The sequence below is a fragment of the Ferrovibrio sp. genome (genome assembly GCF_041906005.1).
Lineage (GTDB): Bacteria > Pseudomonadota > Alphaproteobacteria > Ferrovibrionales > Ferrovibrionaceae > Ferrovibrio.
The window spans coordinates 1992609-2017011 of sequence record NZ_JAYRJY010000001.1; the positions used below are offsets into that span (position 1 = coordinate 1992609).

The following is a 24403-nucleotide window of genomic DNA, read 5'->3' on the forward strand; positions in this document are numbered from 1 at the left end:
GTCAGGCCGGCAGGGCCGCAACGGCGGCGGCTTCCTTGGCGGCCTGCTCGCGCAGGATGTCGGCCTTGCTGCGTTTCACGCTGGCCGACTTGAGCTGGCCGCAGGCGGCCATGATGTCGCGGCCGCGCGGCGTGCGCACCGGCGAGGAATAGCCGGCATTGAACACGATGTCGCTGAACTTGCGGATCGCCTCGTCGCTGGAACATTCATAGGGCGCGCCGGGCCAGGGATTGAACGGGATCAGGTTCACCTTGGCCGGAATGCCCTTCAGCAGCCGCACCAGTTCCTTGGCATCGGCGGGCGTGTCGTTTACGCCTTTCAGCATCACGTATTCAAAGGTGATGCGGCGCGCGTTGCTCAGGCCGGGATAGGCGGCGCAGGCGGCCAGCAGCTCCTTGATCGGGTATTTCTTGTTGATCGGCACGATCACGTCGCGGATGTCGTCGCGCACGGCATGCAGGCTGATCGCCAGGTTGACGCCCAGCTCGGCGCCGCAGCGTTCGATCATCGGCACCACGCCGGCGGTGGACAGCGTGATGCGGCGCTTGGAAATCGCGATGCCTTCGTTGTCCATCACGATCTTCAGGGCCTTCGACACGTTGTCGAAATTGTACAGCGGCTCGCCCATGCCCATCATCACGATGTTCGACAGCATGCGGCCATCCTTGGGCGAGGGCCATTCCTCCAGGTGGTCGCGCGCCAGCATCACCTGGCCGACGATCTCGCCGGCATCCAGGTTGCGCACCAGCTTCATCGTGCCGGTATGGCAGAATTTGCAGGTCAGCGTGCAGCCGACCTGGCTGGAAACGCACAGCGCGCCCCGATCGTCTTCCGGGATATGCACGCATTCGGCCTCTTCGCCATCGGCGAATTTCAGCAGCCATTTGCGCGTGCCGTCCACGCTTTTCAGGTCGCGGCTGGCCTGCGGCCGGCCCACGGTGAAACGGTCGGCCAGGCGCTCGCGCATATCCTTGGCCAGCGTGGTCATCGCGGTGAAATCGCGGCTGCCGCGATAATAGATCCAGTGCCAGAGCTGGTTGGCGCGCATCTTCGCGCTTTTTTCCGGCTCGCCGGCGGCCACCAGGGCGGCGGCGATTTCCGCGCGCGTCAGGCCCAGCAGGTCGGTGTGACCCGTGGCGGCTGCGGCCGGGGTGCCGGCGCGGGCGGCGATATCGGGTACGATCGCGGTCATGGCGTTATGAGGTGGCTCCCATGCCGCAGGCTTTGTCGATCGCCTGCAGCGCGGGGCCGAAGCCCTTCAGGTCATACGTGTCGGTGGTCTTGGTGCCGCGCGATGACTCGCCCTTGACCACCAGCGTCTTGCCCTTGCGCAGGGCATCCACCAGCTTCTGGTCGGTGGCGGAATCCGCCGCCCAGGCCGCTTCCTGATGGGTGAACATCTCGATGGTGGCCGTGCCGATCACCGCCTGGGCGGGCGCCTGCTCCTTCAGCGGATAGCCGAAGTAGATGCTCACCTCGTTGCGGATCTTTTCCTTGGGCTTGTGCGTCACCAGGATATAGATCTCGCCGCGTTTGGCCGCGGCCGGTTCTTTCTTCTCCGGCTGGGCGTGCAGGTAGCACAGCTTGGCGCCTTTGTCGGTATGCTCATAGGCATCCCAACCCGAGAAGCTGCCAATGCGCTTGGTCTCGCTTTTGGCCGCGCTCTGCTTGTTCTGCGGTTTCGACTGGGCCTGGGCATCGCCAGAGCCGGCCGGCAGGAAAAGGAGGAGCGAGGCGAGCAGCGGAGCTGCCAGTCGATAAGCCTTGTTGTCGGTCATGGCGGGGAACATAGCTGCGGTGCTGGGGGATTTCCACCCGATTTCATGGCAACATCATGGCAAGTCAAGGGTATGGCGCTTAAATCCTTGGCTGCCTTGCCTTATCTGTCGGCTTCGCGCAGCATGGCGGCATGGGAACGGGAGGCATGGATCGCGACAGGCAGGCGGCGCTGATGCAGGCTGTGGCCGAAGCCGGCGACCGTGCCGCTTTCGCCACGCTGTATGATCATTTCGCGCCGCGGCTGAAAGCCTACATGATGCGCCACGGTGCCGCGGAAGATGTCGCCGAGGAACTGGCGCAGGAAAGCCTGATTTCCGCCTGGCGTCGCGCCGCCACCTTTGATGCGGCGCAGGCTTCGGTGGCCACATGGCTGTTCACCATCGCGCGCAACAAGTGGATCGATCGCCTGCGCCGCGAAAAACGGCCCGAGATCGATCCCAACGACCCGGCCCTGGTGCCCGACGACATGCCATCGCCCGACAGCGGCGTCGATCAGGCGGAAGTCGAGGCACGCCTGCGCCGCGCCATGCAGAGCCTGCCGGCCGAGCAGACCCATCTGCTGCAGCTCGCCTTTTTCAGCGACCTGTCGCACCGCGCCATCGCCGAGCGGGAAAACCTGCCGCTGGGCACGGTGAAATCGCGTATCCGCCTCGCCCTGGCCCGGTTGCGGACACAGCTTGACGGTGAAGGAAACGGGGCCTGACCGGCCTTTGGCGATATTTCCGCTGATAACGATTCGCCGTTAGGTTGCAAGTCATTGTAATAAAATGAAATTTGTCTGACTGTCGCGTCACCTTTCCCCTGAACCGATTCGCACATCACGCATTTGTTACCTGAGTGACCGCCGGCCTCCCGCTTCCCTTCGCCGATGATCGCATCCTGCTCAATCTGGCGGCCTACTGGTCGGCCAGGCGGGTCGAGGATGCGATGCCGCTCCGCAGCACGATCGATCCGCTCGACATGCCGCGCCGCCTGCTGCCGTTCCTGGCGCTGGCCGAGCCGACCGGCGAGGGCCAGGTGGTGCGTTTCCGCCTGGTCGGCACCGAACTGGTGCAACGCTTCAAGCGCGACGCCACCGGCAAGACCAGCGCCGAAATCTACAGCGGTCCCTATCGCCAGCATATGGAGCAGCTTTACGCCATCGTGATCGGGAGGGCGCAGCCGCTCTATGCCGAAAGCACGCAGCGCTGGCCCGAGGAAGGCATGAGCCGCGTGCGCCGTCTGTTGCTGCCGGTGGCCGCCGATGCCGATGCCCGGCGCGTCGCCTTTGTGCTGGGTGCCGTAAGCTGGAGTGTTTCGGCGGCGCCGGCGAAACAGCCCGAGCCGCAGCTCATCCCGATGCAGGCCCTGGAAAAAGGCGTGTTGCAGGCCACCTTCCGCGGCATGCTCGACGCGCTGTAGCGATCCTATTCGGCGGCGGTCTTCTCGGCGGTTGTCTTCACTGCGGCCTGGTCCGCCTGCCAGCGGGCGCGCAAAACATCCGACGTCACGCCGCTGCCGCCGGGCTGCCAGCCCGGCGGGCCGAACAGATAGCCCAGCGCCTCTTTCAGCGATGCGGCGCGGCGCAGGTCGCGGCCGATCTCCACCCATTCATGGAAGGCGATGCGCAGCGGATTGAAGCTGCCCAGATTCTTCACGATGCCATAGCGGCAGGGTTCGGCATCGTCTTCCGGCGCGAAGCTGCCGAACAGCTTGTCCCAGATGATGAAGATGCCGGCATAGTTGCGGTCCAGGTAGCGCGGGTTGGTGGCATGATGCACGCGGTGATGCGATGGCGTGTTGAAGACGGCCTCGAACCAGCGCGGCAGGCGGCGGATCTGCTCGGTGTGGATCCAGAACTGGTAGACCAGGCTGATGCCCTTCTGGAACACGATCAGCGCCGGCGGAAACCCGACCAGCGCCAGCGGCAGCCACAGCGCCCAGGTGAAGACCAGGTTGCCGGTCCAGTGCTGCCGCAGCGCCGTCGACAGATTGTAATGCTGCGACGAATGGTGGTTCACATGCGCCGCCCACCAGATGCGATGCTCGTGGCTCAGGCGGTGGAACCAGTAATAGACGAGATCCTCGGCGAACAGCAGCGCGACCCAGGTCCAGATCGTGAAGGGCAGGTCGAACAGCCGCCACTGATGCGTGGCCTGCAGGCTCCACCAGATCAGGCCGGAAAACAGCACGGCCTGCACCAGGTTGACCAGGCCCATGGTCAGCGAGGCGGCGGTGTCGCGCAGTTCGTAGGCCGGATGCCGGCGCAGGCGTGCCACCAGGATTTCCAGCGCAGCCAGCCCGACAAAGGCGGGAATCGCCAGGATCACCGGATCGGGCAGCGTGAAAGCCAGATCGCTCATGCCGGCATCTCCGTGACGCGCCGGCGCCAGTCTTCCGCCGCGGCCTGGTCCAGCCGCAGCACGAAATCGGGATGCGTGAAGGCCTGCGTGCGGATTGCCAGCATGGCGCTGCCGTCATCCTGCGGCGTCAGCGTCACCGTCGCGATGTCGCCGCGCTGCAGTTTGCGCACGGCCAGCTTCGCGCCGCTGGTGAACACCATGGCGAGATGGCCCTGGCCGTCGCGCGCAATGGCGCAGTCGCCGGTCCGTGACACGGCGATGTCGGCCGCCAGGAATCCGGTTTCGGGTGCGGCCAGCAGGGCGGCGGCATCGTCGCGGCCGGCGAGCAGCGCGCAACGGTTGCCGCCGGTCAGCCAGACCAGCAGAAGGATCATCGCGATGCCGGCCAGCGGCACGGTCGGATCAAGCGGCAATGCCATGGCCGCAGTATGCCGGCTTTGCCACGGCCAGCAAGCGGCGATGCCGGCATGTGGCGATGCGCGGCCGGCTCTCTTGGCAAGCCGGCGGCAGGCCCTTACTTTGTCGCCATGTCGAACGATACTGATGCCTGGCTGGAACGCCGCCGATTGACCCGCCGCCTGAACTGGTGGCGCCTTGTTGCCGTGCTGGCCATCGTGGCCGCCGCCCTGGGGGCCCTGTACTGGGCCGATCCGGGCAACGTGATCCGCCGCCACCAGGCCCATGTCGCCCGCCTGGAGATCAACGGCGTCATCGCCGAAAACGACTGGTGGATGGAAAAGCTGGACGAGGCCGCCACCGATGATCGCGTGAAGGCCCTGATCCTTCATATCAACAGTCCCGGCGGCAGCACCTATGGCGGCGAAGCCCTGTTCCAGGCGATCCGCAAGGTTTCCGAGCATAAGCCCGTCGTCTCGGTGATCGGCACCCTGGGCGCCTCGGCCGGCTACATGATCGCGGTGGCCGGCGACCAGGTCCTGGCGCGCGAGACTTCGCTCACCGGTTCGATCGGCGTGCTGTTCCAGACCGCGGAATTCTCCAAACTGATGGAAAAGATCGGGGTCAGCGCCGAAACCATCGTCTCCGGCCCGCTCAAGGCCGAGCCCAACCCGACCCGGCCGATGAGCCCGGAGGGCCGCGCCCAGATCCAGCGGATGGTGCAGGAAACCCATGTCTGGTTCGTCAATCTGGTGGCCGAACGCCGGAATCTGCCGCCCGAAACGGTGGCCCGGCTGGCCGACGGGCGGGTTTATTCCGGCCGGGCGGCGCTGGAAAACCGGCTGATCGACGGTCTGGGCGGCCTGGCCGAGGCCCGCGACTGGCTGGCCCGGAATCGGGGAATCGCCTCTGAATTGCCCCTTCGCGACATCCCGTCCGAGCCCCCGACGGGCTGGCTGGACGGGGTCGGTAGTCGCGCCTTTGCCACTCTGATTGGAAAAAGCCTTTTCTCCGAACGGCTTAAGCTTGACGGGCTGATCTCCCTTTGGCACCCTGAGTAAAGAACGAGGGGGCCCCGCCACCGCTGCGCAGGGAAACGCCGATGATCAAGTCCGAACTCATCAACCGTCTGGCCGAACGTAACCAGCATCTGACGCAACGCGATATCGAGCGGATCGTCGGCACCATTTTCGATGAAATCGCCAACGCACTCTCGCGTGGCGATCGCGTTGAATTGCGCGGTTTCGGAGCCTTTTCGGTCAAGCGCCGCCCGGCGCGCACCGGCCGCAATCCGCGCACCGGCGCCGCTGTCGAGGTGCAGGAGAAATTCGTGCCGTTCTTCAAGACCGGCAAGGAGCTGCGTCAGAAGCTCAACCTGTCGGGCGACCAGAACGCGGATTCCGACGACTGATCCGATAAGGGGCCGCCATGCGCTTTCTGCGCGTCCTGTTCGCTGCCCTGCTGCTGATCATCCTGGTGGTCTTCGCGGTTTCCAACCGCCAGGGCGTTGCCGTCAGCCTTGAACCGTTGCCCTTCATCCTCGATCTGCCGCTGTATCTGCTGGTCTTCCTGGTTTTTCTGGCCGGCCTGGTGGTCGGTGCCATTCTCGGCCGGCTGAATGCCTGGTCGGCGGCCCGGCGCAAGCGCCAGATCGCCGCGCAGAAGCCGGCCGCAGCTTCGACCGAACCGGCCGGCACGCTGCCATCCGTGCCGCCGCCGGCGGTCTAGGGCAGCCCTGATGCGCAGCATCGAAGCCGCTGCCGTCCATGCGGCCCTGCCGTACGGAAAACTGATCCAGCATCTGCGCAACGCCTTTCGCAGCGAAGGCGGCCAGACACCGCTGCGCAGCCATTTCCGTATCGACGATCCCGCCGGCGGTGCCGGCGGCACCTTGCTGGTGATGCCGGCCTGGATTCCAGGCGGCCATATCGGCATCAAGGCGGTCAGCGTCTATCCCGACAACGCCAAACTCGGCCTGCCTTCGGTCACCGGCTCCTATCTGCTGCTCGATGCGAAAACCGGCACGCCGAAGGCGGTGATCGATGGCGTGGCGCTCACCTTGCGGCGCACCGGCTGCGCCTCGGCGCTGGCGGCCGATTATCTGGCGCGGCGCGATGCGAAACAGCTTCTGATGGTCGGTGCCGGTTCACTCGCGCCGCACCTGATCCGCGCCCATTGCGCGGTGCGGCGCTACAAGCGCATCGAAATCTGGAACCGCAACCGTTTCCGTGCCGAGGCGATCGCGGAAAAGCTCACCGACCTCAGCGCGTCGATCGCCGTGGTCGACGATCTGGAAAACGCCGTGCGGTCCGCCGATACGATCTCCTGCGCCACGCTCAGTCGCGAACCGCTGGTGCGCGGCGACTGGCTGCGGCCCGGCACCCATGTCGACTTGGTGGGCGGTTTCACGCCCGACATGCGCGAGGCCGACGATGCCGCGTTGCAGCGCGCATCCGTCTGGGTCGATACCCGCACCGGCGCGCTGAAAGAGGCGGGTGATCTGGTTGTGCCGCTGAAGCATGGCCTGCTGACGCCCGAGCAGGTGCGCGGCGACCTGTTCGACCTGTGCCGCGCGGATGTCTATGCGCGGCGCGATGACGGCGAGATCACGCTGTTCAAATCGGTCGGGACGGCGCTGGAGGATCTGGCGGCCGCCGAACTGGTGGCGGAAAGCGTTCTGGCCAACGAATGACCCAACGAATGACAACGAGCGGGCGGATATGAAAACCATCATCGTTGGCGGTGGCATCGTCGGGCTGTGCACGGCCTGGGCGCTCAAGCGCGCCGGTGTCGATGTCAGCGTGGTGGAGCAGGGGGCATTGCCCAATCCGCTGGGCAGCTCGGTCGATCAGCACCGCCTGATCCGCTATCCCTACGGCGCGCAACGTGGCTATCTGCGCATGGTGCGCGAGGCCTATCACGGCTGGGAAAGGCTGTGGGGCGATCTCAAGATGCGGCTCTATGCCGAGACCGGCACGCTGGTCCTCAGCGGTCCGGGCGATGGCTGGGCCAAGGAATGCGTCGTCGCCTTGGCAGCCGAAGAGATCGAGCATCTGTCTTTCGATGCCGAGACGGTGACGGGCCGCTGGCCCATGCTGGTCGGCGACGGGCTGGAGGATGCCTATTACTGTCCCTCGGGCGGCGCGCTGTTTGCCGAATCGATCATCGCGGCCCTGAGCAGCCACCTGCGCGAACGCGGCGTGCCGCTGCTGACCGGCAAGGCGGTCGCCGCCGTCGACGCCGAAGCCGGCAGCCTGAAGCTTGCCGATGGCAACAGCCTGCGTGCCGACCGCATCCTGATCGCCGCCGGGCCATGGACCGGGCGGCTGCTGCCCGATCTGGCGCCGGTGTCGCGGCCTTCGCGCCAGAGCGTCGTCTATCTGCAGCCGCCGGCGGAATTCACCGCCGCCTGGCATGCCGCGCCCATGCTGCTCGAGATCGGCGCGACGAAGGGATTCTACCTGGTGCCGCCGCGCGTGACGCGCGATGGCATGCGCACGGGATTGAAAATCAGCGACCATCGTTTCGGCCCCACCGCCGATCCGGACGGCAATCGCGATCCGTCACCGGCCGAGATCGATGCCATCCTGGATAACGCGCGTCACCGCATCGCTGGGCTGGAAAACTATCGCATCCTGCAGGGCAAGACCTGCTTCTACGATGTCGAACCAGAGGAACGCTTTCAGTTCCGCCGCATCGGCGCGCGCGGCTATGCGCTGTGCGGCACCTCGGGCCATGGCTTCAAGTTCGGCCCGGCGCTGGGCGAGAAGATCGGCGCCGTGCTGCAGGAGAAGGCGGAGTTCGAGACGACCGCGCGCTGGGCCGCCGGTCACATCATGGACGTGCCGGCCGCCGCATCCGACAGCAGCGGATAGCGGCGCGGCTGGAAAAGCTGGTAGTGCCACCATTCGTTGCGGTAGAAGTCCCAGCCGGCGGCGGTCATGACGCCCAGCAGCAGGGCGCGGTTTTTCTGCTGCGCGGGCGTGATATCGAGATTGCCGTGGAAGGCGAGCGGCGTGAAGGCATCGAAATCGGTGCCCATGTCCAGCTCGCGGCCATCGGCATCGACCAGCGTGACATCCACTGCCGCGCCGCGCGAATGGGGCGAACCCTTGCGCGGATCGGCCAGGAAATTCGGATCGGGATTATGGTTCCACAAAGCCCAGGCCGCCTCGGTGGGGCGAAAGGCATCGAAGACTTTCAGCCGCAGCTCCATCTGCGCGGCCAGCTGAACGGCGCGCCGCAACAGTTCGGCGGCTTCGGCGTTCAGGAAGCAGGCCGGGCGTTGGTAGATCGGCCGGCCGGTGATGTTGTCGGCGCCGGCATAGCGCATGTCGATCAGCACCGGATAATCGGGGCCGGCGATCTCGACCAGGCCGGCATTGTGTGGGGAAGGCGCGGTCATGCCTTCTCCTACCATTGCGGATCGCGGCCGTGAAGCTGCTCGCCATCGATACCGCGCTGGATGCCTGTTCGGCGGCGATCCTGGAGGGCGTGTCCGGCGATGAATGGCGTGTGCTCGCGCGCGTCGTTTCTCCGGGCGGCAAGGGCAATGCCGAACGCCTGCTGCCGGTGCTGGAGCAAACGCGCGCGGCCGCCGGCATCGCGCTGAACCAGCTGGATGCCATCGCGGCCACCATCGGTCCGGGCTCCTTCACCGGTATCCGCACGGCGCTGGCCACGGCGCGCGCGCTCGGCCTGGCGCTGAACCGCCCGGTGCATGGCGTCATCACCACCCAGGCGCTGGCGTTTGCCGCAGCACAGCCCGGGCGGAACGTCGCGGCCGTGATCGATGCGCGTCGCGGCGAGGTGTATATGCAGGTTTTTGCCGCCGCCGATGCCGGTCTGGGGTCTGCGCTGACCGAGCCGCAGATTCTGCCGGTCGACGCCGCCGTCGCGGCTTTGCCGGCCGGCGCCACGGTCTTGGTCGGCAGCGGGGCTGCCCTGTTGCAGCAGGCGGCGGGTCGGGCCGATCTGCTGCTGTCTCCCGCCGATCCGAATCCCGATCCGGTGATCGTCGCGCGGCTGGCGCTGGCGCAGCCGCGTCCCCAGCATGCCCCGGCGCCGCTTTATATCCGCCCGCCCGATGCGGCCCTGCCCGCCGTGACGCAGCCGCGCGCCAGCCTGAGCGTGACGGTGCAGCCCTGCGGCGCCGAGGCGGCCGATATCCTGGCGCTGCTGCATGAAGAGGCTTTTGCCGGGGATGCCCGCGGCGAGATCTGGAACGCGCAGAGTTTCCGCGAATTGCTGGCCATGCCGGGGGCGCTCTGCCTGCTGGCGGTCAGCGGCGACCAGCCGGTCGGCCTGCTGCTGCTGCGCATCGCCGCCGATGAAGCGGAAGTGATCACGCTGGGCGTCAAGCCGCGGCTGCGACGCCTGGGCGTGGCGGCGGCCCTGATGCAGGCCGGACTGGCGCAACTGGCCGGGCGCGGCGTGGCGCGCTGCTTCCTCGAGGTGGCCGACGGCAATGCCGCCGCCCGGGCACTTTATGCGGGCCTCGGATTCGCGGCCGTGGGGCACCGGCGCGGCTATTATGCCGCCGGCGGCGACGCGGTCGTGATGCAGCTTTTATTGTCAGTTCCAAGCAATTCTAAAAAATGAACTGTATTTGATCGCTGGATTTATTGGCTTCCCGCCCTTTATACTTCTGCATCACTTCATTTTACTTCAGATGTTGGGAGCGGGATCATGGCCACTGCCGCTGACCGGTCGGAATTGCTGGCGCTGACGGTTGAAGTCGTCGCCGCCCATGTCTCGAACAACAAGATCGAGGCTGGCGACCTGCCGGCGCTGATCCGTCAGGTTTATGCCACGCTGGCCGGCATCGACGGTGCGGCTGCCGCCACATTGCAGGCCCCGATGCCCGGCGCGGCCGGCGAAAAACCGCAGCCGGCGGTGGCGGTGAAGAAATCGGTCACGCCCGATTACATCGTCTGTCTGGAAGACGGCAAGAAACTGAAGATGCTCAAGCGGCATCTGATGAGCCATTACAAGATGACGCCCGAGCAATATCGTGAACGCTGGGGGTTGCCGCCGGATTATCCGATGGTCGCCCCGAACTACGCCCTGCATCGTCAGGTGCTGGCCAAGAAGATCGGCCTCGGCAAGGGTCGCCGCCGCCGCTGACGGCATTGGATTTTGACGGTCAAAAGGCTTATTTGAGGACCGGAAAGCCGGAGCGGTGCGTTTCATCCATGGATGGGACGTGCTAGAAATAGCGGGTCGCTTCGACAGGGATTGAACAGCATAAAAAGGGCAGCCGGCCGATGAGCAGCCGTCTCGAACAACTCTGCGAACAACTGGGCATGCGGATGACCGACCAGCGCCGGGTGATTGCCCGTGTGCTGAGTGCGTCCGACGATCATCCGGATGTGGAAGAGCTGCACCGCCGCTCGGTGGCGGTGGACCCGCGCATCTCGATTGCCACGGTTTACCGTACGGTCCGCATGTTCGAGGAAAACGGCATCCTCAGCCGGCTCGATCTGGGCGATGGCCGTGCCCGCTATGAGGAGATGCCCGAATCGCATCACGATCACCTGATCGATACGCGTTCGGGCAAGATCATCGAATTCAACGATCCTGAACTCGAGGCGCTGCAGGAAAAGATCGCCGCCCGTCTGGGCTACAAGCTGGTTGATCACCGGCTTGAATTGTTCGGCGTGCCGCTTGAGGACAAGGACGGCAAGAAAGGCAAAAGCGGTCGCTGACCGCCGCCCGACCACATGAGTCTTTCAAGCATAAGGGCAATCCTGACCCTCGCGATCTTCCTGGCATGGACGGTGCTGCTGATCCCCGTCCAGATCCTGCTGATCAAGACGGGCAGCCCGCTGATGCGCAGTCTGCCGCATGCCTATCATCGCAGCGTCGCCTGGCTGCTGCGCGTGCGGGTGCGCCGCGTCGGCCATGCGCCGGCGCTGGCGCCGACGCTGTTCGTCTCCAATCACATCTCCTGGCTCGACATCGTGGTGCTGTCGGCGGTGCTGCCGGCCAGCTTCATCGCCAAGCATGAAGTGGGCACCTGGCCGTTTTTCGGCACCTTGGCGCGGCTGCAGCGCACCGTTTTCGTCGAACGGGAAAACCGCCGCCGCACCGCCGAGCATCGCGACGAGATGCGCGAGCGGCTGGAGCAGGGCGACAACCTGATCCTGTTCCCCGAGGGCACCTCGTCGGACGGCCTGCGCATCCACAGCTTCAAATCCGCCTTCTTCGCGGCCGCCGAGCATCCGGTGCGTGGCCGCATGCTGAATGTCCAGCCGGTCAGCATCGGCTATGCGCGGCTCAACCACATGCCGGTCGGCCGGCGCTGGATGCGCATCTTCGCCTGGGTCGGCGACGAGGACCTGGTGCCGCATCTGTGGCGTTTCCTCAAGGCCGGTCCCTGCGAGGCGGTGGTCGAACTGCACCAGCCGGTGACGATGGAGGATTTCGCCTCGCGCAAGGGCATGGCCGCCTGGTGCCACCAGCGCGTGCTGGAAGGCCTGAGCGACATCAATGCCGGCCGCGCCCCCGGCGACCGCAGCCTGCCCAGGCCGCATCACCATCATGTGCATGGCCATGTGGCGGCAGCGCCGGCGGCCGGAGAAACACCCGCCTCGCTCCCCCCGGCTTGATCCCCCCGGCTTGATCCCCCCGGCTTGATCCCCCTGGGGCCTGATCTCGGCGTCTGATTCCGGGGAGGGCTTGATCCCCTTGGGCTTGATCCCCTTGGGCTTGATCCTGGGCGTCGCCGGCGCCACATCCTCTCTGGCCCCGCATTCGGCAGCGCATCTGGCCGGCTTCCCGCCTGCCGCCGCTTTTGGCGATGGTTGGCCGGAATTGGCAATAATTGTCGATCATTGGCGATTATTGTCGATAATTGGCGAGGTTTGGCCGGGGCCAGGCGGCATCGCGGCGGGCCAGGCGCCGGCCGGGCGCTCCCCTGGGCGCAAATAGGCGGCATTAAGCCATTGATTCTCCTGTGAAGAATCTGTGACGCCGTGTTGGCGGGCCCGCCGTTCCGCTTGGCTTGGCGGCCCCGGGATGCTAGGTTGCAACGGTCGAAACATCGCAAGGAGCGTCTGGGGCCTCGTCACCGTCTGGCGATTCGCCCCGCTGAAACCCGGACTTGGCCAAGAAGCTGTTCATCAAGACCTACGGCTGCCAGATGAACGTCTACGACTCCGCCCGCATGGCGGACGTGCTGGCCCCGCTGGGATACGCCAAGACCGAGACGCCCGATGACGCCGACATGGTGATCATCAACACCTGCCATATCCGCGAGAAGGCCGCCGAGAAGGTGTTCTCCGAGCTGGGCCACTGGCGCATCCGCAAGGCCGAGGCGCGCGAACGCGGCGGCGACGTCACCATCGCCGTGGCCGGCTGCGTCGCCCAGGCCGAGGGCGAGGAAATCCACGCCCGCGCCCCCTTCGTCGACCTCGTGGTCGGTCCGCAGGCCTATCACCGTCTGCCCGAACTGCTGGCGAAAGCCGAACGCCACCGCGCGCTTGCCTCGGGCAAGGGCAGCGGCGTGCTGGATACCGAATTCCCGGTCGAATCGAAATTCGACCATCTGCCCGAACAGGTCGCCACGCCGCCCGGCCCGGTCGGCTTCCTGGCGATCCAGGAAGGCTGCGACAAGTTCTGCACCTTCTGCGTGGTGCCCTATACGCGCGGCGCCGAATATTCGCGCCCGGCGGCGGCCGTGATCGCCGAGGCCGAACGGCTGATCGATGCCGGCGCGGTCGAGGTCGCCCTGCTGGGCCAGAACGTGAATGCCTGGCACGGCGAAGGCCCTGACGGCAAATCATGGTCGCTCGGGCGCCTGCTGCGCGAGCTGAACGACCGTTTCGCCCACAAGCATCCGAAACTGCGCTGGCGCTACACCACCTCGCATCCGCGCGAGATGGATGACGAGCTGATCGCCGCCCATCGCGACGTGGCCGGCCTGATGCCGTTCCTGCACCTGCCGATACAGTCGGGTTCGGATGCCATCCTGAAAGCGATGAACCGCGGCCATCGCGCCGAGGATTATCTGCGCATCGTCGGGAAACTGCGCCAAGCCCGTCCCGATATCGCGCTGACCTCCGATTTCATCACCGGCTTCCCCGGCGAGAGCGATCGCGATTTCGAGGCCACGCTGCAGCTCGTGCGCGATGTCGGCTTCGCCCAGGCCTATTCCTTCAAGTATTCGCCGCGGCCCGGCACGCCGGGCAGCCTGATGCCGCAGCAGGTGTCCGATGCCGTCAGCACCGAGCGCCTGTATGCCTTGCAGGCCCTGCTGCAGGAACAGTCGGCCGCTTTCAATCGCGCCTGCGTCGGCCGCAGCATGGATGTGCTGGTCGAACGCCCCGGCCGCCAGCCCGGTCAGCTGCTGGGCCGCTCGCCTTACATGCAGTCGGTCGTGCTGAATGATCCGGCCGTGAAGATCGGCGATTTCATCACGGTGACAGTCACCGACGGCCATGCCAATTCGCTGTTCGGCGTCGTCGCCGGCGCCAGCCGCGAGGCGGCGTGACGCGGGCGCGGCACAAGGATTTGCTGGTAACCGAAAGGCTGAAGCCTGTGAGCGATCTGCGCGGTCCGGAATCATCCGGCCAACCGACTATCCTCGATTTCGCCGACAACCGCCTGCTGGCGTTGCTGTTCGGCGAGCATGACCGCCATCTGGCGCGCATCGAGGAACGCCTGGGCGTGGCGGTGACGCCGCGCGGCAACCGCGTGATGATCAGCGGCCCGAGCGACGGACAGGCGCAGGCCAGCCGGGTGCTGAACGAACTTTACGGTCGTCTCGAAGGCGGCCGGATGATCGAGATGGGCGATGTCGATGGCGCCATTCGCATGATCCAGGGAGGTCAGATGAACGCACCGGTGACGGCAAGGCTGCGGGACAAGGCGAGTGACATGCCGCGCGAGGGCGAGAAACTGCCCGAGGGCGCGGTGCGCACCAAGAAGCGCATCATCCTGCCGCGCTCGGTGACGCAGAAGACCTATTTCGATGCCCTGCAGAAGCACGAACTGGTCTTCGGGCTTGGCCCCGCCGGCACCGGCAAGACCTATCTCGCCGTCGCCATGGCCGTCTCCATGCTGCTGGAGGGCCGCGTCGATCGCATCATTCTGTCGCGGCCCGCCGTGGAGGCCGGCGAACGCCTCGGCTTCCTGCCCGGCGACATGCGCGAGAAAATCGATCCCTATCTGCGCCCGCTATACGACGCGCTTTACGACATGCTGCCGGCCGAACGGGTCGCCAAGGGCCTGGAAAGCGGCGAGATCGAAGTGGCGCCATTGGCCTTCATGCGCGGCCGTACGCTGTCGAATGCCTATGTCATCCTCGACGAGGCGCAGAACACCTCGCCGGTGCAGATGAAGATGCTGCTCACCCGTCTGGGCGAGAATTCGCGCCTGGCGGTGACGGGCGACCTGTCGCAGATCGATCTGCCCATCGGCGTGCCTTCGGGTCTGCGCCATGCGCTCGATATCCTTGAGGGCGTCGAGGGCATCTCCTTCGTGCGCTTCGGTGAGGCCGACGTGGTGCGCCACCCGCTGGTCACCAAGATCGTGCGGGCCTATTCCCAGCACGAACAGGAACTGGGCCTGGCCCGGCCGGATGCCGCCGGCCGGCCGCGGCGCTGAGTCTTCGTCATGCCCGAGGGTTCCAGTATCGACATCGATATCCGTATTGCCGCCGCCGGCTGGCGCACGGCCCTGCCCGGTCCGGCGGCGCTGGTGCGCCGTGCCGTGCGCACGGCCCTGAAGGCCGAGCTGCCGGCAAACGCCAAAACCGGCCTGAGCATCCTGCTCACCGACGATGCCGAGATGCGCAAGCTGAATGCGGGCTGGCGGGCCAAGGACAAGCCGACCAACGTGCTGTCTTTTCCTGCCGACGCGGCGGTGAACCCGGCAAAGCCGCCGGCCTATCTGGGGGATATCGCATTGGGTCTTGCCACCTGCCGGCGCGAGGCGAAGGAGCAGGGCAAGACCCTGGCCGACCATGTCACGCATCTGGCCGTGCATGGCGTGCTGCATCTGCTTGGCTATGACCACATGAGCGACGAAGAGGCGGCGGCGATGGAGCCGCGCGAGGTGGATATTCTCGCCGGCCTGAAGGTCGCCGATCCCTATCAGCTGGCGCGCAAGCTGCCGGTGAAACCGAAGGCGGCCAGGAAGAAGGCCGTGAAAAAGAAGAAGGCCGCGCCGGCCCGAACGAAAAAGCCTGCGGCGCGGAAGAAGAAGGCAGCATGAGCGAGTCCCGTGAAAACGGTGCCAACACCCTGTGGCAGCGCCTGCTGACGCTCCTGCGCGGGCGCAGCGAGGAAAGCCTGCGCGACAGCATCGAGGAATTGCTGGAGGAGCACGCCGACGACACCACCACGCCGGAAGAAACCGCCGAGCGCGCCCTGCTGCGCAACGTGCTGGAAGTCGGCGAGATGCGGGTGGGCGAAATCCGCGTGCCGCGCACCGACATCATCGCCGTGCCGGCGGATATCGATTTCGAGAAGCTGGTGAAGACCCTGGTGGATGCCGAGCATTCCCGTCTGCCGGTCTATCGCGAGACGCTGGATGACGTCATCGGCATGCTGCATGTGAAGGACGTGCTGCCCTATCTTGCCGGACGCACCGGGTTCGCGCTGGAAAAGGTGGTGCGCAAGCTGCTGGTGGTGCCGCCGTCGAAATCGGTGCTCGAACTGCTGCGCGAGATGCGCGATACCCGCATCCATATGGCGATCATCGTCGACGAATACGGCGGCGTGGATGGCCTGGTGACGATTGAGGACCTGGTCGAGCAGATTGTCGGCGAAATCGACGACGAGCATGACGAGGCGGCCGGTGGCCTGCTGATCCAGCGCGCCGATGGCGTGCTGGAGGCCCATGGCCGCTGCCCGATCGAGGATGTGGAAAAAAAGCTCGGCCGCCAGCTGCTCGATCCGGAGAAGGACGAGGATGTGGATACCGTTGGCGGCCTGATCGTGTCGCACCTGGGCCGCGTGCCGCTGCGCGGCGAACAGATCGAGCATCCCGCCGGCCTGACCATCGATGTGCTGGATGCCGATCCGCGCCGGGTGAAGCGTGTGCGCATCCGCCCGCTGCCCCAGCAATCCAGCGCCGACGCCGCCTGACATGATCCGCCTGACCGCGCTGATCGCCCGCTGGCAGGGTCTGGGCGGCTGGCGCCGCTATGGTGCGGCGGCGGTGCTTGGCGTGCTGCTGGCCGGCGCGCAGGCGCCGCTCTCTCTGTGGCCACTCGGTCTGCTCGCGCTGATCGCCATGCAGCTTCTGGCCGAAGGCGGGCCCAGGAGCGGCCCCGGGCGCAGCCGGCGGCACGTTTTCTTCACGCTCTATGTCTTCGCCTACGGCTATTTCGTTGCCGGGCTGTATTGGATTGGCATCGCCTTTTTCGTCGATGCCGAACGGTTTGCCATCCTGCTGCCGTTGCCGGTTCTGGGCTTGCCTTTGCTGCTGGCGGTGTTTCCGGCCGGCGGCGCATGGCTTGGATATCTGGCCGGCGGCCGCAGCATGCCCTGGCGATATCTGTTGCTGCCCTGTGGCTGGCTGCTTGGCGAATGGCTGCGCGGCTGGGTTCTGACCGGCTTTCCATGGAACCTGGTCGGTTATGTCTGGGCTGCTTCGTCGTTCACCATGCAGCCGGCGGCCTGGATCGGCACCCACGGCCTGGGCCTTGCCACCATGCTGGCCTGCAGCGGCCTGGCGCTGGCCGTCGCGCCGCCGGTATCGCGCCGCCTGCGTCTTGCCGCGCTGATGCTGCCGTTCGGGTTTGTCCTGCTGCTCGGCGCTGGCGCGATGCGCGTATGGCAGGCGCCGCTCGGGTCGATGCCGGGCGTGCAGTTGCGCCTGGTCCAGCCCAGCGTGGCGCAGACGCTGAAATGGCGCGACGATCTGCGGCAACAGCATCTGCAGGCCCATATTGCCCTCACGCTCCAGCCGGCCGCGGTGCCGCCCACCCACGTCATCTGGCCCGAAACCGCGATCCCCTACCTGCTGGATGAGGAAACCGCCCTGCGCGATGCGCTGTCGCGGCTGGCGCCCACTGGCGGCGCGCTGGTCACCGGCGCACCCCGAAGGAGCTTTGACCAGAACCGGAAGCTGGTGCTCTACAACAGCATCTTCGCGCTGGGCCCCGATGGCACGCTGGCCTCGCAGTATGACAAGATTCACCTGGTGCCCTTCGGAGAATACCTGCCGTTCCGCAACCTGCTGCGGCCGCTCGGCCTCGATGCCCTGGCCGTCGGCAGCGTCGATTTCTCGTCAGGCGCGTCCGCGGCTCCGATGGAAATTCCGGGCTTGCCGGCGGCGCGCGCGCTGATCTGCTACGAAGCGATATTCCCGGCCGAGGTTGCGGCCAATGGCAAAGCTGTCCGCTGGCTGCTGAACATCACCAACGATGCATGGTTCGGTCATTCCTCCGGCCCCTATCAGCATCTGGCGGCCGCGCGTTTCCGCGCCGTCGAGCAGGGCCTGCCGCTGGTGCGTGCCGCCAATAACGGCATCAGCGCCATCGTCGATCCGTATGGCCGCATCATCGCCAGCCTGGGGCTCGACGCGGTGGGCGTGGTCGATGGTCCGTTGCCTGCGCCGCTGGATGCGGCAACACCTTATGCGCGTTTGGGTGACTGGCCGGCCTTGGGCTTTGCCGCCCTGCTGGTATTATTGGGCGGCTTGGTTAACCGTAGGCGGATTAATCATTGACCCAGCCCGACGGGGCGGCTTTATTCAGCGGGTGCTCGCAGAAGCGGTACCCCACCTCCTCCGGCCGGTCGGCCGGGCAGAAAGCATAAAGGACAGTCCAGTGCCGAAGAATTCGGTTGATGTGCATGTCGGAAACCGTCTGAAACTGCGTCGCGCGATGATCGGCATGAGCCAGGACCGGCTCGGCCAGCTCGTCGGTCTGACCTTCCAGCAGATCCAGAAATACGAAAAAGGCGCCAATCGCATCGGCGCCAGCCGCCTGTTCCAGTTCGCCACGATCCTGGACGTGCCGCCGGCCTATTTCTTCGAGGGCCTGGAGGGCCGGCCGGTCGAATCGCGGAACGGCCGCCTGCTGGAACCGGTGGTAACACCTGACGGCCAGCTGCCATCCTTCAGTCGCGAGGATGTGGAATTGCTGCGGGCCTTCCACCAGTTGCGCCAGCCCGGCCTGCGCCGGCGGATCATCGATCTGGTGCGCGCCATGAGCGGCCAGGAGTTGACGGAAGAGGCGAACCTGGCCCCATTACGGTCACTGCATTCCGCCTGAATCGCTCATCCCGGCGGCCCCATTATACTTGACCCCTGAGCCTAGCTCTGCGAAATAACCGAACTTTCGCAATTTCCCAATCCCGGCGTGCGCCAAACGCCGGTGCGGGGCGAAAGAGCTTCGGGCCGGTTGGCGCGGCCGCTTGAGGAGACAATATCGTGGCGCGTTCTTCTTATCTGTTCACCAGTGAATCGGTTTCCGAGGGCCATCCCGACAAGGTCTGCGACCAGATTTCGGATGGCGTGCTCGATCTCTTCCTGAAGGAAGACCCCTATGCCCGCGTGGCCTGCGAGACGCTGACCACCACCAACCGCGTGGTGATTGCCGGCGAAGTGCGCGGCCCGAAAAGCCTGGTGTCGAAGTCGGGCGCGGTGAACAAGAAAAAGATCGAAGAGGTGGCGCGCGCCACCATCAAGAAGATCGGCTACGAACAGAAGGGCTTCCACTGGAAGACCGCCAAGGTCGACGTGCTGCTGCACGGCCAGTCCGCCGATATCGCCGTGGGCGTTGATGCCGCCGGCAACAAGGACGAAGGCGCCGGCGACCAGGGCATCATGTTCGGTTATGCCTGCAACGAGACGCCGGAACTGATGCCGGCCCCGATCCAGCTCTCGCACAACATCCTCAAGCTGCTCGCCGATGCCCGCCACAGCGGCAAGGAGCCGCTGCTGGGCCCGGATGCCAAGAGCCAGGTCACGCTGCTCTACAAGAACGGCAAGCCGACCGGTGCCACCGCCATCGTCGTCTCGACCCAGCACGCGCTCAAGGACAAGAAGGGCCGCGAGCTGGAATCGGGCGACATCAAGCGCATCGTGCGCCCCTATGTGCTGAAGGCCCTGCCGAAGGGCTGGATGTGCGATGACGAGCATTTCTACGTCAACCCGACCGGCCGCTTCGTCATTGGCGGTCCGGACGGCGATGCCGGCCTGACCGGCCGCAAGATCATCGTCGACACTTACGGCGGCGCGGCGCCCCATGGCGGCGGCGCCTTCTCGGGCAAGGATCCGACCAAGGTGGACCGTTCGGCCGCCTATGCCGCGCGCTATCTGGCCAAGAACGTGGTGGCCGCCGGCCTGGCTCAGAAATGCCTGATCCAGCTGTCCTACGCCATCGGCGTGGCGCATCCGCTGTCGGTCTATGTCGATACCTTCGGCACCAGCAAGGCCGACGAGAACAAGATCGCCAAAGTGCTGCAGGAACTGATGAGCCTGTCGCCGCGCGGCATCCGCGAGCATCTCAAGCTCAACCGCCCGATCTATGCCCGCACCGCCGCCTACGGCCATTTCGGCCGCAAGCCGGACAAGGATGGCGGCTTCTCGTGGGAGAAGACCGATCTGGTCAAGGACCTGAAATCGGCCTTCAACGTCCGCTGAGGACGTACACGAGGTTTCGTGTCTGACGAGTCCCATGATGCGGCCGCGCCGCGACGCCTGATCTACGGGCGCCGGCGCGGCCGCAAGCTTTCCCCCACCCGCGAAAGCCGCTTCGGCGACTGGATGCCGCGCGTGTCCTTCGCGCTGCCCGCGCCGGGCGTGCCGCTCGATCCGGCTTCATTGTTCGCCAGTCCGAAACAGGCCTACTGGGTCGAGGTCGGTTTCGGCGATGGCGGGCACATGTTTGAACTCTCCGAACGCCATCCCGAGATCGGCTTCATCGGCATCGAGCCCTACGAGCATGGCGTCGCCAAGCTGGTGATGCGCATCGCCGAGCGTCATGAGCGCGGCGATCATCGTGACAATATCCGCATCCTCACCGACGATGCCCGGCTGCTGCTCAAGGCGCTGCCCGACAAATCGGTGCAGCGCGGCTTCACGCTGTTTCCCGATCCCTGGCCGAAGAAGCGGCACCAGTGGCGCCGCATCGTGAATACCGACACGCTGGCCGAATGGGCGCGGCTGATTCCCTCGGGCGGCGAGCTGCGCGTGGCGACCGATGTGCCGGATTACCAGCGCTGGATGCTGCGCCATATCCTGGCTGAGCCGCGTTTCGAATGGCTGGCGGAAGGCAGTGCCGACTGGCTGCGGCGACCCGATGACTGGCCGGCCAGCAAATACGAACAGAAAGCCATCGCCGCCGGCCGGACTCCGCACTACTATCGATTGCGCCGGGTCTGACCGGTCGATCCTTGCGGGGGAGGGCGCATGCCGTTCCGGCTGGGTGCTGCGGCGGCCATGGCCGCCATCAGCGCGACTTTGGTGCTGATGATCGTCAAGGCGGTGGTAGCGCCGCCTGACACCCCCGATATTGCCGGCCGCGAGGCCTTTCTGCTGCAGCATATCGTGACCGGATTGGGCGGCGGATTGGTCCTGCAGCTGATTTACCGCCAGGTCGGCGTGCCCAGTTATGCGGGCGGCCTCGCCTGGGGGCTGGGCGGATTCCTGACGGTGGTGCTCATGCCCTGGCTGGTTCTGCCGCTCGAACTGCCCGGCGCCTGGCCGCGCGATGCCGTGGGCTTGCTGATCTGGCTGTTTACCGCGCTTTGCACCGGCATCGGCTTCGCCCTGCTCTGGCTTGGCCGCCCGGTGCTCGGCCTGGTCCACCCCGGCCGGCATGTCCGCATCCTGGGGGGCGGCCTGCTGCTCATGCCCATGCTGGTGGTTTCCTCCCTGCCGGAATGGACCGCCCTGCCGGCGGAAGCCGACGATCCCCTGGCCGGCCTGAATCCGGGGCTGGACTTCGCGCCCGGGACCACGGACGCCGCGCTCGGGGTCGAACTGAGCCTGGCGCTCGACCTGCTGTTCTGGCTGCTGCTGGGATTTTTCTCGGTTCTGGCGGCCCGGCGGGTGGTCCAGCGGCAGGGCTGAGCCGAGGCCGGAAAAGCCTTGCATTGACGGAATTTGCCGCTATAACAGCCTCCGACATTGCTGGCCTGGTCCATGGTCGGATCGGGAAATTGGATATGGGCCGGTCGGCCCATTTTTTGTTTGTGCCGTATGGGTTTAGCAGCCTGCCGGCAGAACCGGGCCGGCGGGTTTCAAACCTGAGTTTTAAGGACGACTGCGCACGCATGGATGCGGCGACCCGGATTGCGGACATGATCGCGCCCACCCTGGAGGCCATGGGCTTTCAGCTGGTGCGCGTCAAGCTGCTTGGCGCCCAGCGCCCGGTGCTGCAGATCATGTTCGAACGCGACACCGGCGGTGCCCCCCATGACGGCGGCATCACGGTGGAAGACTGTGCCGATGTCAGCCGCGCGGTCAGCGCCCTGCTGGACGTGGAAGACCCGATCAGCGGTGCCTACCGGCTGGAGGTTTCCTCGCCGGGCCTCGACCGCCCGCTGACGAAGCCAGTCGATTTCGAGCGGTTCAAGAGTTTCGAGGCCAAGATCGAGCTGGCCCGGCCGCTGGATGGCCGCAAGCGCTTTCGCGGTCGTCTCAAGGGCCTGCGCGGCGACACCGTGCTGCTGGCCGATGAGGAATCGGGTGCGGAGACGCCGCTGCCGGTGGCCGAGATCGCCAATGCCAAGCTGGTCGTCACCGACGACCTGATCGCCGCCTCGCTGGCCGGCCGCCAAGATCAGGCACGGACGGGCGCGGCGCAGCAGGGCGCAGCAGAGTGAAGTTTCAATCAGGGATTTGTACGGGTAACGAGTTCGAGGAACAGGAACAATGGAAACGGTGACCAGTTTCAACCGGCTCGAGCTGCTGCAGGTGGCCGATGCCGTGGCCCGCGAGAAGGCCATTGAGCGCGACGTCGTGCTGATGGCGATGGAAGATGCGATCCAGAAGGCGGCGCGCTCGCGCTATGGCCTGGAGAACGACATCCATGCCGAGATCGACCGCAAGACCGGCGAGATTCGCCTGGAGCGGCATCTGCAGGTGGTCGACAAGATCGAGAACGACGCCGTCGAGATCGGCGTGATCGAGGCGCAGCGCCGCAACCCCGACGCCCAGGTGGGCGACGTGATCGCCGAGCCGCTGCCGCCGATCGATTTCGGCCGCATCGCCGCCCAGACCGCCAAGCAGGTGATCGTGCAGAAGGTGCGCGAGGCCGAGCGCGAGCGGCAGTATAACGAATACAAGGACCGTATCGGCGAGATCGTGAACGGTCTGGTCAAGCGCGTGGAATACGGCAACGTCACCATCGACCTGGGCCGCGCCGAGGCGATCCTGCGTCGCGACGAGCTGCTGCCGCGCGAGACCTTCCGCCAGGGTGACCGCTGCCGCGCCTATATCTACGACGTGCGCCGCGAACCGCGCGGACCGCAGATTTTCCTGTCGCGCTCGCATCCGCAGTTCATGGCCAAGCTGTTCGCCCAGGAAGTGCCGGAAGTCTATGACGGCATCATCGAGATCCGCGCCGTGGCGCGCGATCCGGGCAGCCGCGCCAAGATCGCCGTACTGTCGAACGACAACTCGATCGATCCGGTCGGCGCCTGCGTCGGCATGCGCGGCAGCCGCGTGCAGGCCGTGGTGAACGAACTGCAGGGCGAGAAGATCGACATCATCAAGTGGTCGCCCGATCCGGCCACCTTCATCGTCAACGCGCTGGCTCCCGCCGAAGTGGCCAAGGTGGTGCTGGACGAGGAAGCCAATGCCGTGGAAGTCGTGGTGCCGACCGACCAGCTTTCGCTGGCCATCGGCCGCCGCGGCCAGAATGTGCGTCTGGCCTCGCAGCTGACCGGCTACGACATCGACATCCTGACCGAGGAAGAAGAGTCCGAGCGTCGCCAGAAGGAATTCCGCGAGCGCAGCCAGCTGTTCATCGACTCGCTGGACGTGGACGAGACTCTCGCGCAGCTGCTGGTCACCGAAGGCTTCACCAAGGTCGAGGAACTCGCCTATCTGCCGGTTGAAGAGCTGGCCGAGATCGAGGGCTTCGATGGCGACATTGCCAACGAGCTGCACGAGCGCGCGCTGGAATTCATCGAGAAGCGCAATTCCGAATTCGAGGAAAAGCGCAAGGCTCTGGGCGTCAGCGACGAGGTGGCCGGGATCGAGGGGCTGACGCCTGCGATGCTGGTCGCGCTCGGCGAAAAGGGCGTCAAGACGCTGGACGACCTGGGCGACCTGGCCGGCGACGAATTGCAGGAAATCGTCGGCGAGGGCCTGTCGAACGACGATGCGAACGCCATCATCATGGCGGCGCGTCAGCACTGGTTCGAAGGCGAAGAGGAAGGTGCCGGCCAGGCGGATGCCTGACGGCGCGGCGTTGGTATCGGGCCCGCGGCGCCGCTGTCTGCTCAGCGGCACGCGGACCACGCCGGATCGGCTGTTGCGGTTTGCCGTTGATGCGGCGGGCGCAGTGGTGCCAGACCCGGCGCATCGGTTTCCCGGTCGCGGCCTCTGGCTGACGCCGGCTCCCGATGCGGTGGCGGCGGCCAGGGCCAAGGGCGCGTTTGCCCGCGGCGCGAAACGCAGGCTGCAGGTGCCAGAGGATCTGGCGGCCCGCAGCATCACAGCCTGGACGGCGCATGCCGCTGCTCAGGTTGCAAAGGCCCGGCGTGCCGGGCTGGTACTGGCCGATGGAGCCGCGGCGGTGGACAGCGATGCGCTGGTCGCCGACGCAGCACCGCTCGGCCTCGAACGGCTGGCGCTGAAACGCACGCCGTTCACCGGCCGCCTGGCGGCCGATCTGGCATTGCTTGCCAGGCTTGTCGGCACCGGCATTTAGCCGGTTGACGGGCCGGGTGGGGGGTGCCATCACCCGGGGCGTGCCT

At 66.1% G+C, this 24403-nt stretch carries 27 protein-coding genes and 1 pseudogene; 23 read left to right on the top strand and 5 right to left on the bottom strand.

Features of this window, described 5'->3' with window-relative positions:
• Position 1: 1 nt before the first annotated feature.
• Both rlmN and ACE3OO_RS09710 read right to left on the bottom strand, forming a co-directional pair.
• Positions 2–1192 carry a 23S rRNA (adenine(2503)-C(2))-methyltransferase RlmN gene (rlmN, locus tag ACE3OO_RS09705; protein WP_374302231.1) on the bottom strand — a complete coding sequence of 397 codons (1191 nt, stop codon included), beginning with the start codon at positions 1190–1192 and terminating at the stop codon, positions 2–4.
• Between the two features lie 4 nt (positions 1193–1196).
• On the bottom strand, positions 1197–1778 hold the full coding sequence (locus ACE3OO_RS09710) for an invasion associated locus B family protein (protein WP_374302233.1): 582 nt from the start codon (positions 1776–1778) through the stop codon (positions 1197–1199).
• Positions 1779–1924: 146 nt separating this feature from the next.
• On the opposite strand from ACE3OO_RS09710, the gene ACE3OO_RS09715 reads away from it, so the two are divergent.
• Positions 1925–2482 carry a sigma-70 family RNA polymerase sigma factor gene (locus ACE3OO_RS09715; RefSeq protein ID WP_374302235.1) on the top strand — a complete coding sequence of 186 codons (558 nt, stop codon included), beginning with the start codon at positions 1925–1927 and terminating at the stop codon, positions 2480–2482.
• A 134-nt stretch (positions 2483–2616) separates the two neighbouring features.
• A complete protein-coding gene (locus ACE3OO_RS09720; RefSeq protein ID WP_374302237.1) occupies positions 2617–3180 on the top strand; it encodes a PAS domain-containing protein in 564 nt (187 codons plus the stop codon).
• Between the two features lie 5 nt (positions 3181–3185).
• On the opposite strand, the gene ACE3OO_RS09725 is transcribed toward ACE3OO_RS09720, so the two are convergent.
• Positions 3186–4121: a sterol desaturase family protein gene (locus ACE3OO_RS09725; RefSeq protein ID WP_374302239.1), complete on the bottom strand. Its 936-nt coding sequence runs from the start codon at positions 4119–4121 to the stop codon at positions 3186–3188.
• Positions 4118–4540 (bottom strand): hypothetical protein, encoded by a 423-nt coding sequence (locus ACE3OO_RS09730; protein WP_374302241.1) that lies wholly within the window; start codon positions 4538–4540, stop codon positions 4118–4120. Before ACE3OO_RS09730 ends, ACE3OO_RS09725 begins: the two co-directional genes overlap by 4 nt.
• 108 nt (positions 4541–4648) lie before the next feature.
• Here ACE3OO_RS09730 and sppA point away from each other — a divergent pair, with 108 nt between their 5' ends.
• The 5 genes from sppA to ACE3OO_RS09755 are packed head-to-tail and all read left to right on the top strand — an operon-like array spanning position 4649 to position 8392.
• A complete protein-coding gene (gene sppA, locus ACE3OO_RS09735) occupies positions 4649–5578 on the top strand; it encodes a signal peptide peptidase SppA (protein ID WP_374302244.1) in 930 nt (309 codons plus the stop codon).
• A gap of 41 nt (positions 5579–5619) precedes the next feature.
• Entirely contained in the window at positions 5620–5928 is a 309-nt protein-coding gene (gene ihfB / locus ACE3OO_RS09740; RefSeq protein WP_374302245.1) for an integration host factor subunit beta, read from the top strand.
• 17 nt (positions 5929–5945) lie between these two features.
• Entirely contained in the window at positions 5946–6245 is a 300-nt protein-coding gene (locus ACE3OO_RS09745; protein ID WP_374302248.1) for a hypothetical protein, read from the top strand.
• Between the two features lie 10 nt (positions 6246–6255).
• A complete protein-coding gene (locus ACE3OO_RS09750) occupies positions 6256–7209 on the top strand; it encodes an ornithine cyclodeaminase family protein (RefSeq protein ID WP_374302251.1) in 954 nt (317 codons plus the stop codon).
• 28 nt (positions 7210–7237) lie between these two features.
• Positions 7238–8392 carry an NAD(P)/FAD-dependent oxidoreductase gene (locus ACE3OO_RS09755; protein WP_374302253.1) on the top strand — a complete coding sequence of 385 codons (1155 nt, stop codon included), beginning with the start codon at positions 7238–7240 and terminating at the stop codon, positions 8390–8392.
• On the opposite strand, the gene ddpX is transcribed toward ACE3OO_RS09755, so the two are convergent.
• A complete protein-coding gene (gene ddpX / locus ACE3OO_RS09760) occupies positions 8347–8922 on the bottom strand; it encodes a D-alanyl-D-alanine dipeptidase (RefSeq protein WP_374302255.1) in 576 nt (191 codons plus the stop codon). The genes ACE3OO_RS09755 and ddpX overlap by 46 nt on opposite strands.
• 29 nt (positions 8923–8951) lie before the next feature.
• Between ddpX and tsaB the strand changes: the two genes are divergently transcribed.
• From tsaB to ACE3OO_RS09840, 16 genes and pseudogenes are all read left to right on the top strand, one after another.
• Positions 8952–10118 carry a tRNA (adenosine(37)-N6)-threonylcarbamoyltransferase complex dimerization subunit type 1 TsaB gene (gene tsaB, locus ACE3OO_RS09765; RefSeq protein ID WP_374302257.1) on the top strand — a complete coding sequence of 389 codons (1167 nt, stop codon included), beginning with the start codon at positions 8952–8954 and terminating at the stop codon, positions 10116–10118.
• Positions 10119–10205: 87 nt separating this feature from the next.
• A complete protein-coding gene (locus tag ACE3OO_RS09770; RefSeq protein ID WP_374302259.1) occupies positions 10206–10643 on the top strand; it encodes a MucR family transcriptional regulator in 438 nt (145 codons plus the stop codon).
• 140 nt (positions 10644–10783) lie between these two features.
• Positions 10784–11224: a Fur family transcriptional regulator gene (locus ACE3OO_RS09775; RefSeq protein ID WP_374302261.1), complete on the top strand. Its 441-nt coding sequence runs from the start codon at positions 10784–10786 to the stop codon at positions 11222–11224.
• Positions 11225–11239: 15 nt separating this feature from the next.
• Positions 11240–12127, top strand: a complete 888-nt coding sequence (locus ACE3OO_RS09780; protein ID WP_374302263.1) for a lysophospholipid acyltransferase family protein — start codon at positions 11240–11242, stop codon at positions 12125–12127.
• 494 nt (positions 12128–12621) lie between these two features.
• Positions 12622–14010, top strand: a complete 1389-nt coding sequence (miaB, locus tag ACE3OO_RS09785; protein WP_374302266.1) for a tRNA (N6-isopentenyl adenosine(37)-C2)-methylthiotransferase MiaB — start codon at positions 12622–12624, stop codon at positions 14008–14010.
• Positions 14011–14057: 47 nt separating this feature from the next.
• Positions 14058–15125, top strand: a complete 1068-nt coding sequence (locus tag ACE3OO_RS09790; RefSeq protein WP_374302268.1) for a PhoH family protein — start codon at positions 14058–14060, stop codon at positions 15123–15125.
• Between the two features lie 9 nt (positions 15126–15134).
• Positions 15135–15614: pseudogene (ybeY, locus tag ACE3OO_RS09795) on the top strand (rRNA maturation RNase YbeY); the annotation flags it as partial.
• Positions 15615–15730: 116 nt separating this feature from the next.
• Positions 15731–16609: a hemolysin family protein gene (locus ACE3OO_RS09800; protein ID WP_374302270.1), complete on the top strand. Its 879-nt coding sequence runs from the start codon at positions 15731–15733 to the stop codon at positions 16607–16609.
• Between the two features lies 1 nt (position 16610).
• Positions 16611–18197 (top strand): apolipoprotein N-acyltransferase, encoded by a 1587-nt coding sequence (lnt, locus tag ACE3OO_RS09805; protein ID WP_374302272.1) that lies wholly within the window; start codon positions 16611–16613, stop codon positions 18195–18197.
• A gap of 100 nt (positions 18198–18297) precedes the next feature.
• Positions 18298–18744, top strand: coding sequence for a helix-turn-helix domain-containing protein (locus tag ACE3OO_RS09810; RefSeq protein WP_374302274.1), 447 nt, complete (start codon positions 18298–18300; stop codon positions 18742–18744).
• A 158-nt stretch (positions 18745–18902) separates the two neighbouring features.
• The gene (metK, locus tag ACE3OO_RS09815; RefSeq protein WP_374302276.1) at positions 18903–20117 is read left to right on the top strand and encodes a methionine adenosyltransferase; all 1215 of its coding nucleotides are present in this window, start codon (positions 18903–18905) and stop codon (positions 20115–20117) included.
• Positions 20118–20135: 18 nt separating this feature from the next.
• Positions 20136–20858, top strand: a complete 723-nt coding sequence (gene trmB / locus ACE3OO_RS09820) for a tRNA (guanosine(46)-N7)-methyltransferase TrmB (RefSeq protein ID WP_374302278.1) — start codon at positions 20136–20138, stop codon at positions 20856–20858.
• 27 nt (positions 20859–20885) lie between these two features.
• Positions 20886–21548 (top strand): CbtA family protein, encoded by a 663-nt coding sequence (locus ACE3OO_RS09825; protein ID WP_374302280.1) that lies wholly within the window; start codon positions 20886–20888, stop codon positions 21546–21548.
• A gap of 203 nt (positions 21549–21751) precedes the next feature.
• Positions 21752–22303 (top strand): ribosome maturation factor RimP, encoded by a 552-nt coding sequence (gene rimP, locus ACE3OO_RS09830; protein ID WP_374302282.1) that lies wholly within the window; start codon positions 21752–21754, stop codon positions 22301–22303.
• A gap of 49 nt (positions 22304–22352) precedes the next feature.
• Positions 22353–23885, top strand: coding sequence for a transcription termination factor NusA (gene nusA, locus ACE3OO_RS09835; RefSeq protein WP_374302285.1), 1533 nt, complete (start codon positions 22353–22355; stop codon positions 23883–23885).
• Complete coding sequence (locus tag ACE3OO_RS09840; protein WP_374302288.1) at positions 23878–24357, top strand: DUF448 domain-containing protein; 480 nt, start codon at positions 23878–23880, stop codon at positions 24355–24357. The genes nusA and ACE3OO_RS09840 overlap by 8 nt, the downstream gene beginning before the upstream one ends.
• Positions 24358–24403: the final 46 nt, after the last annotated feature.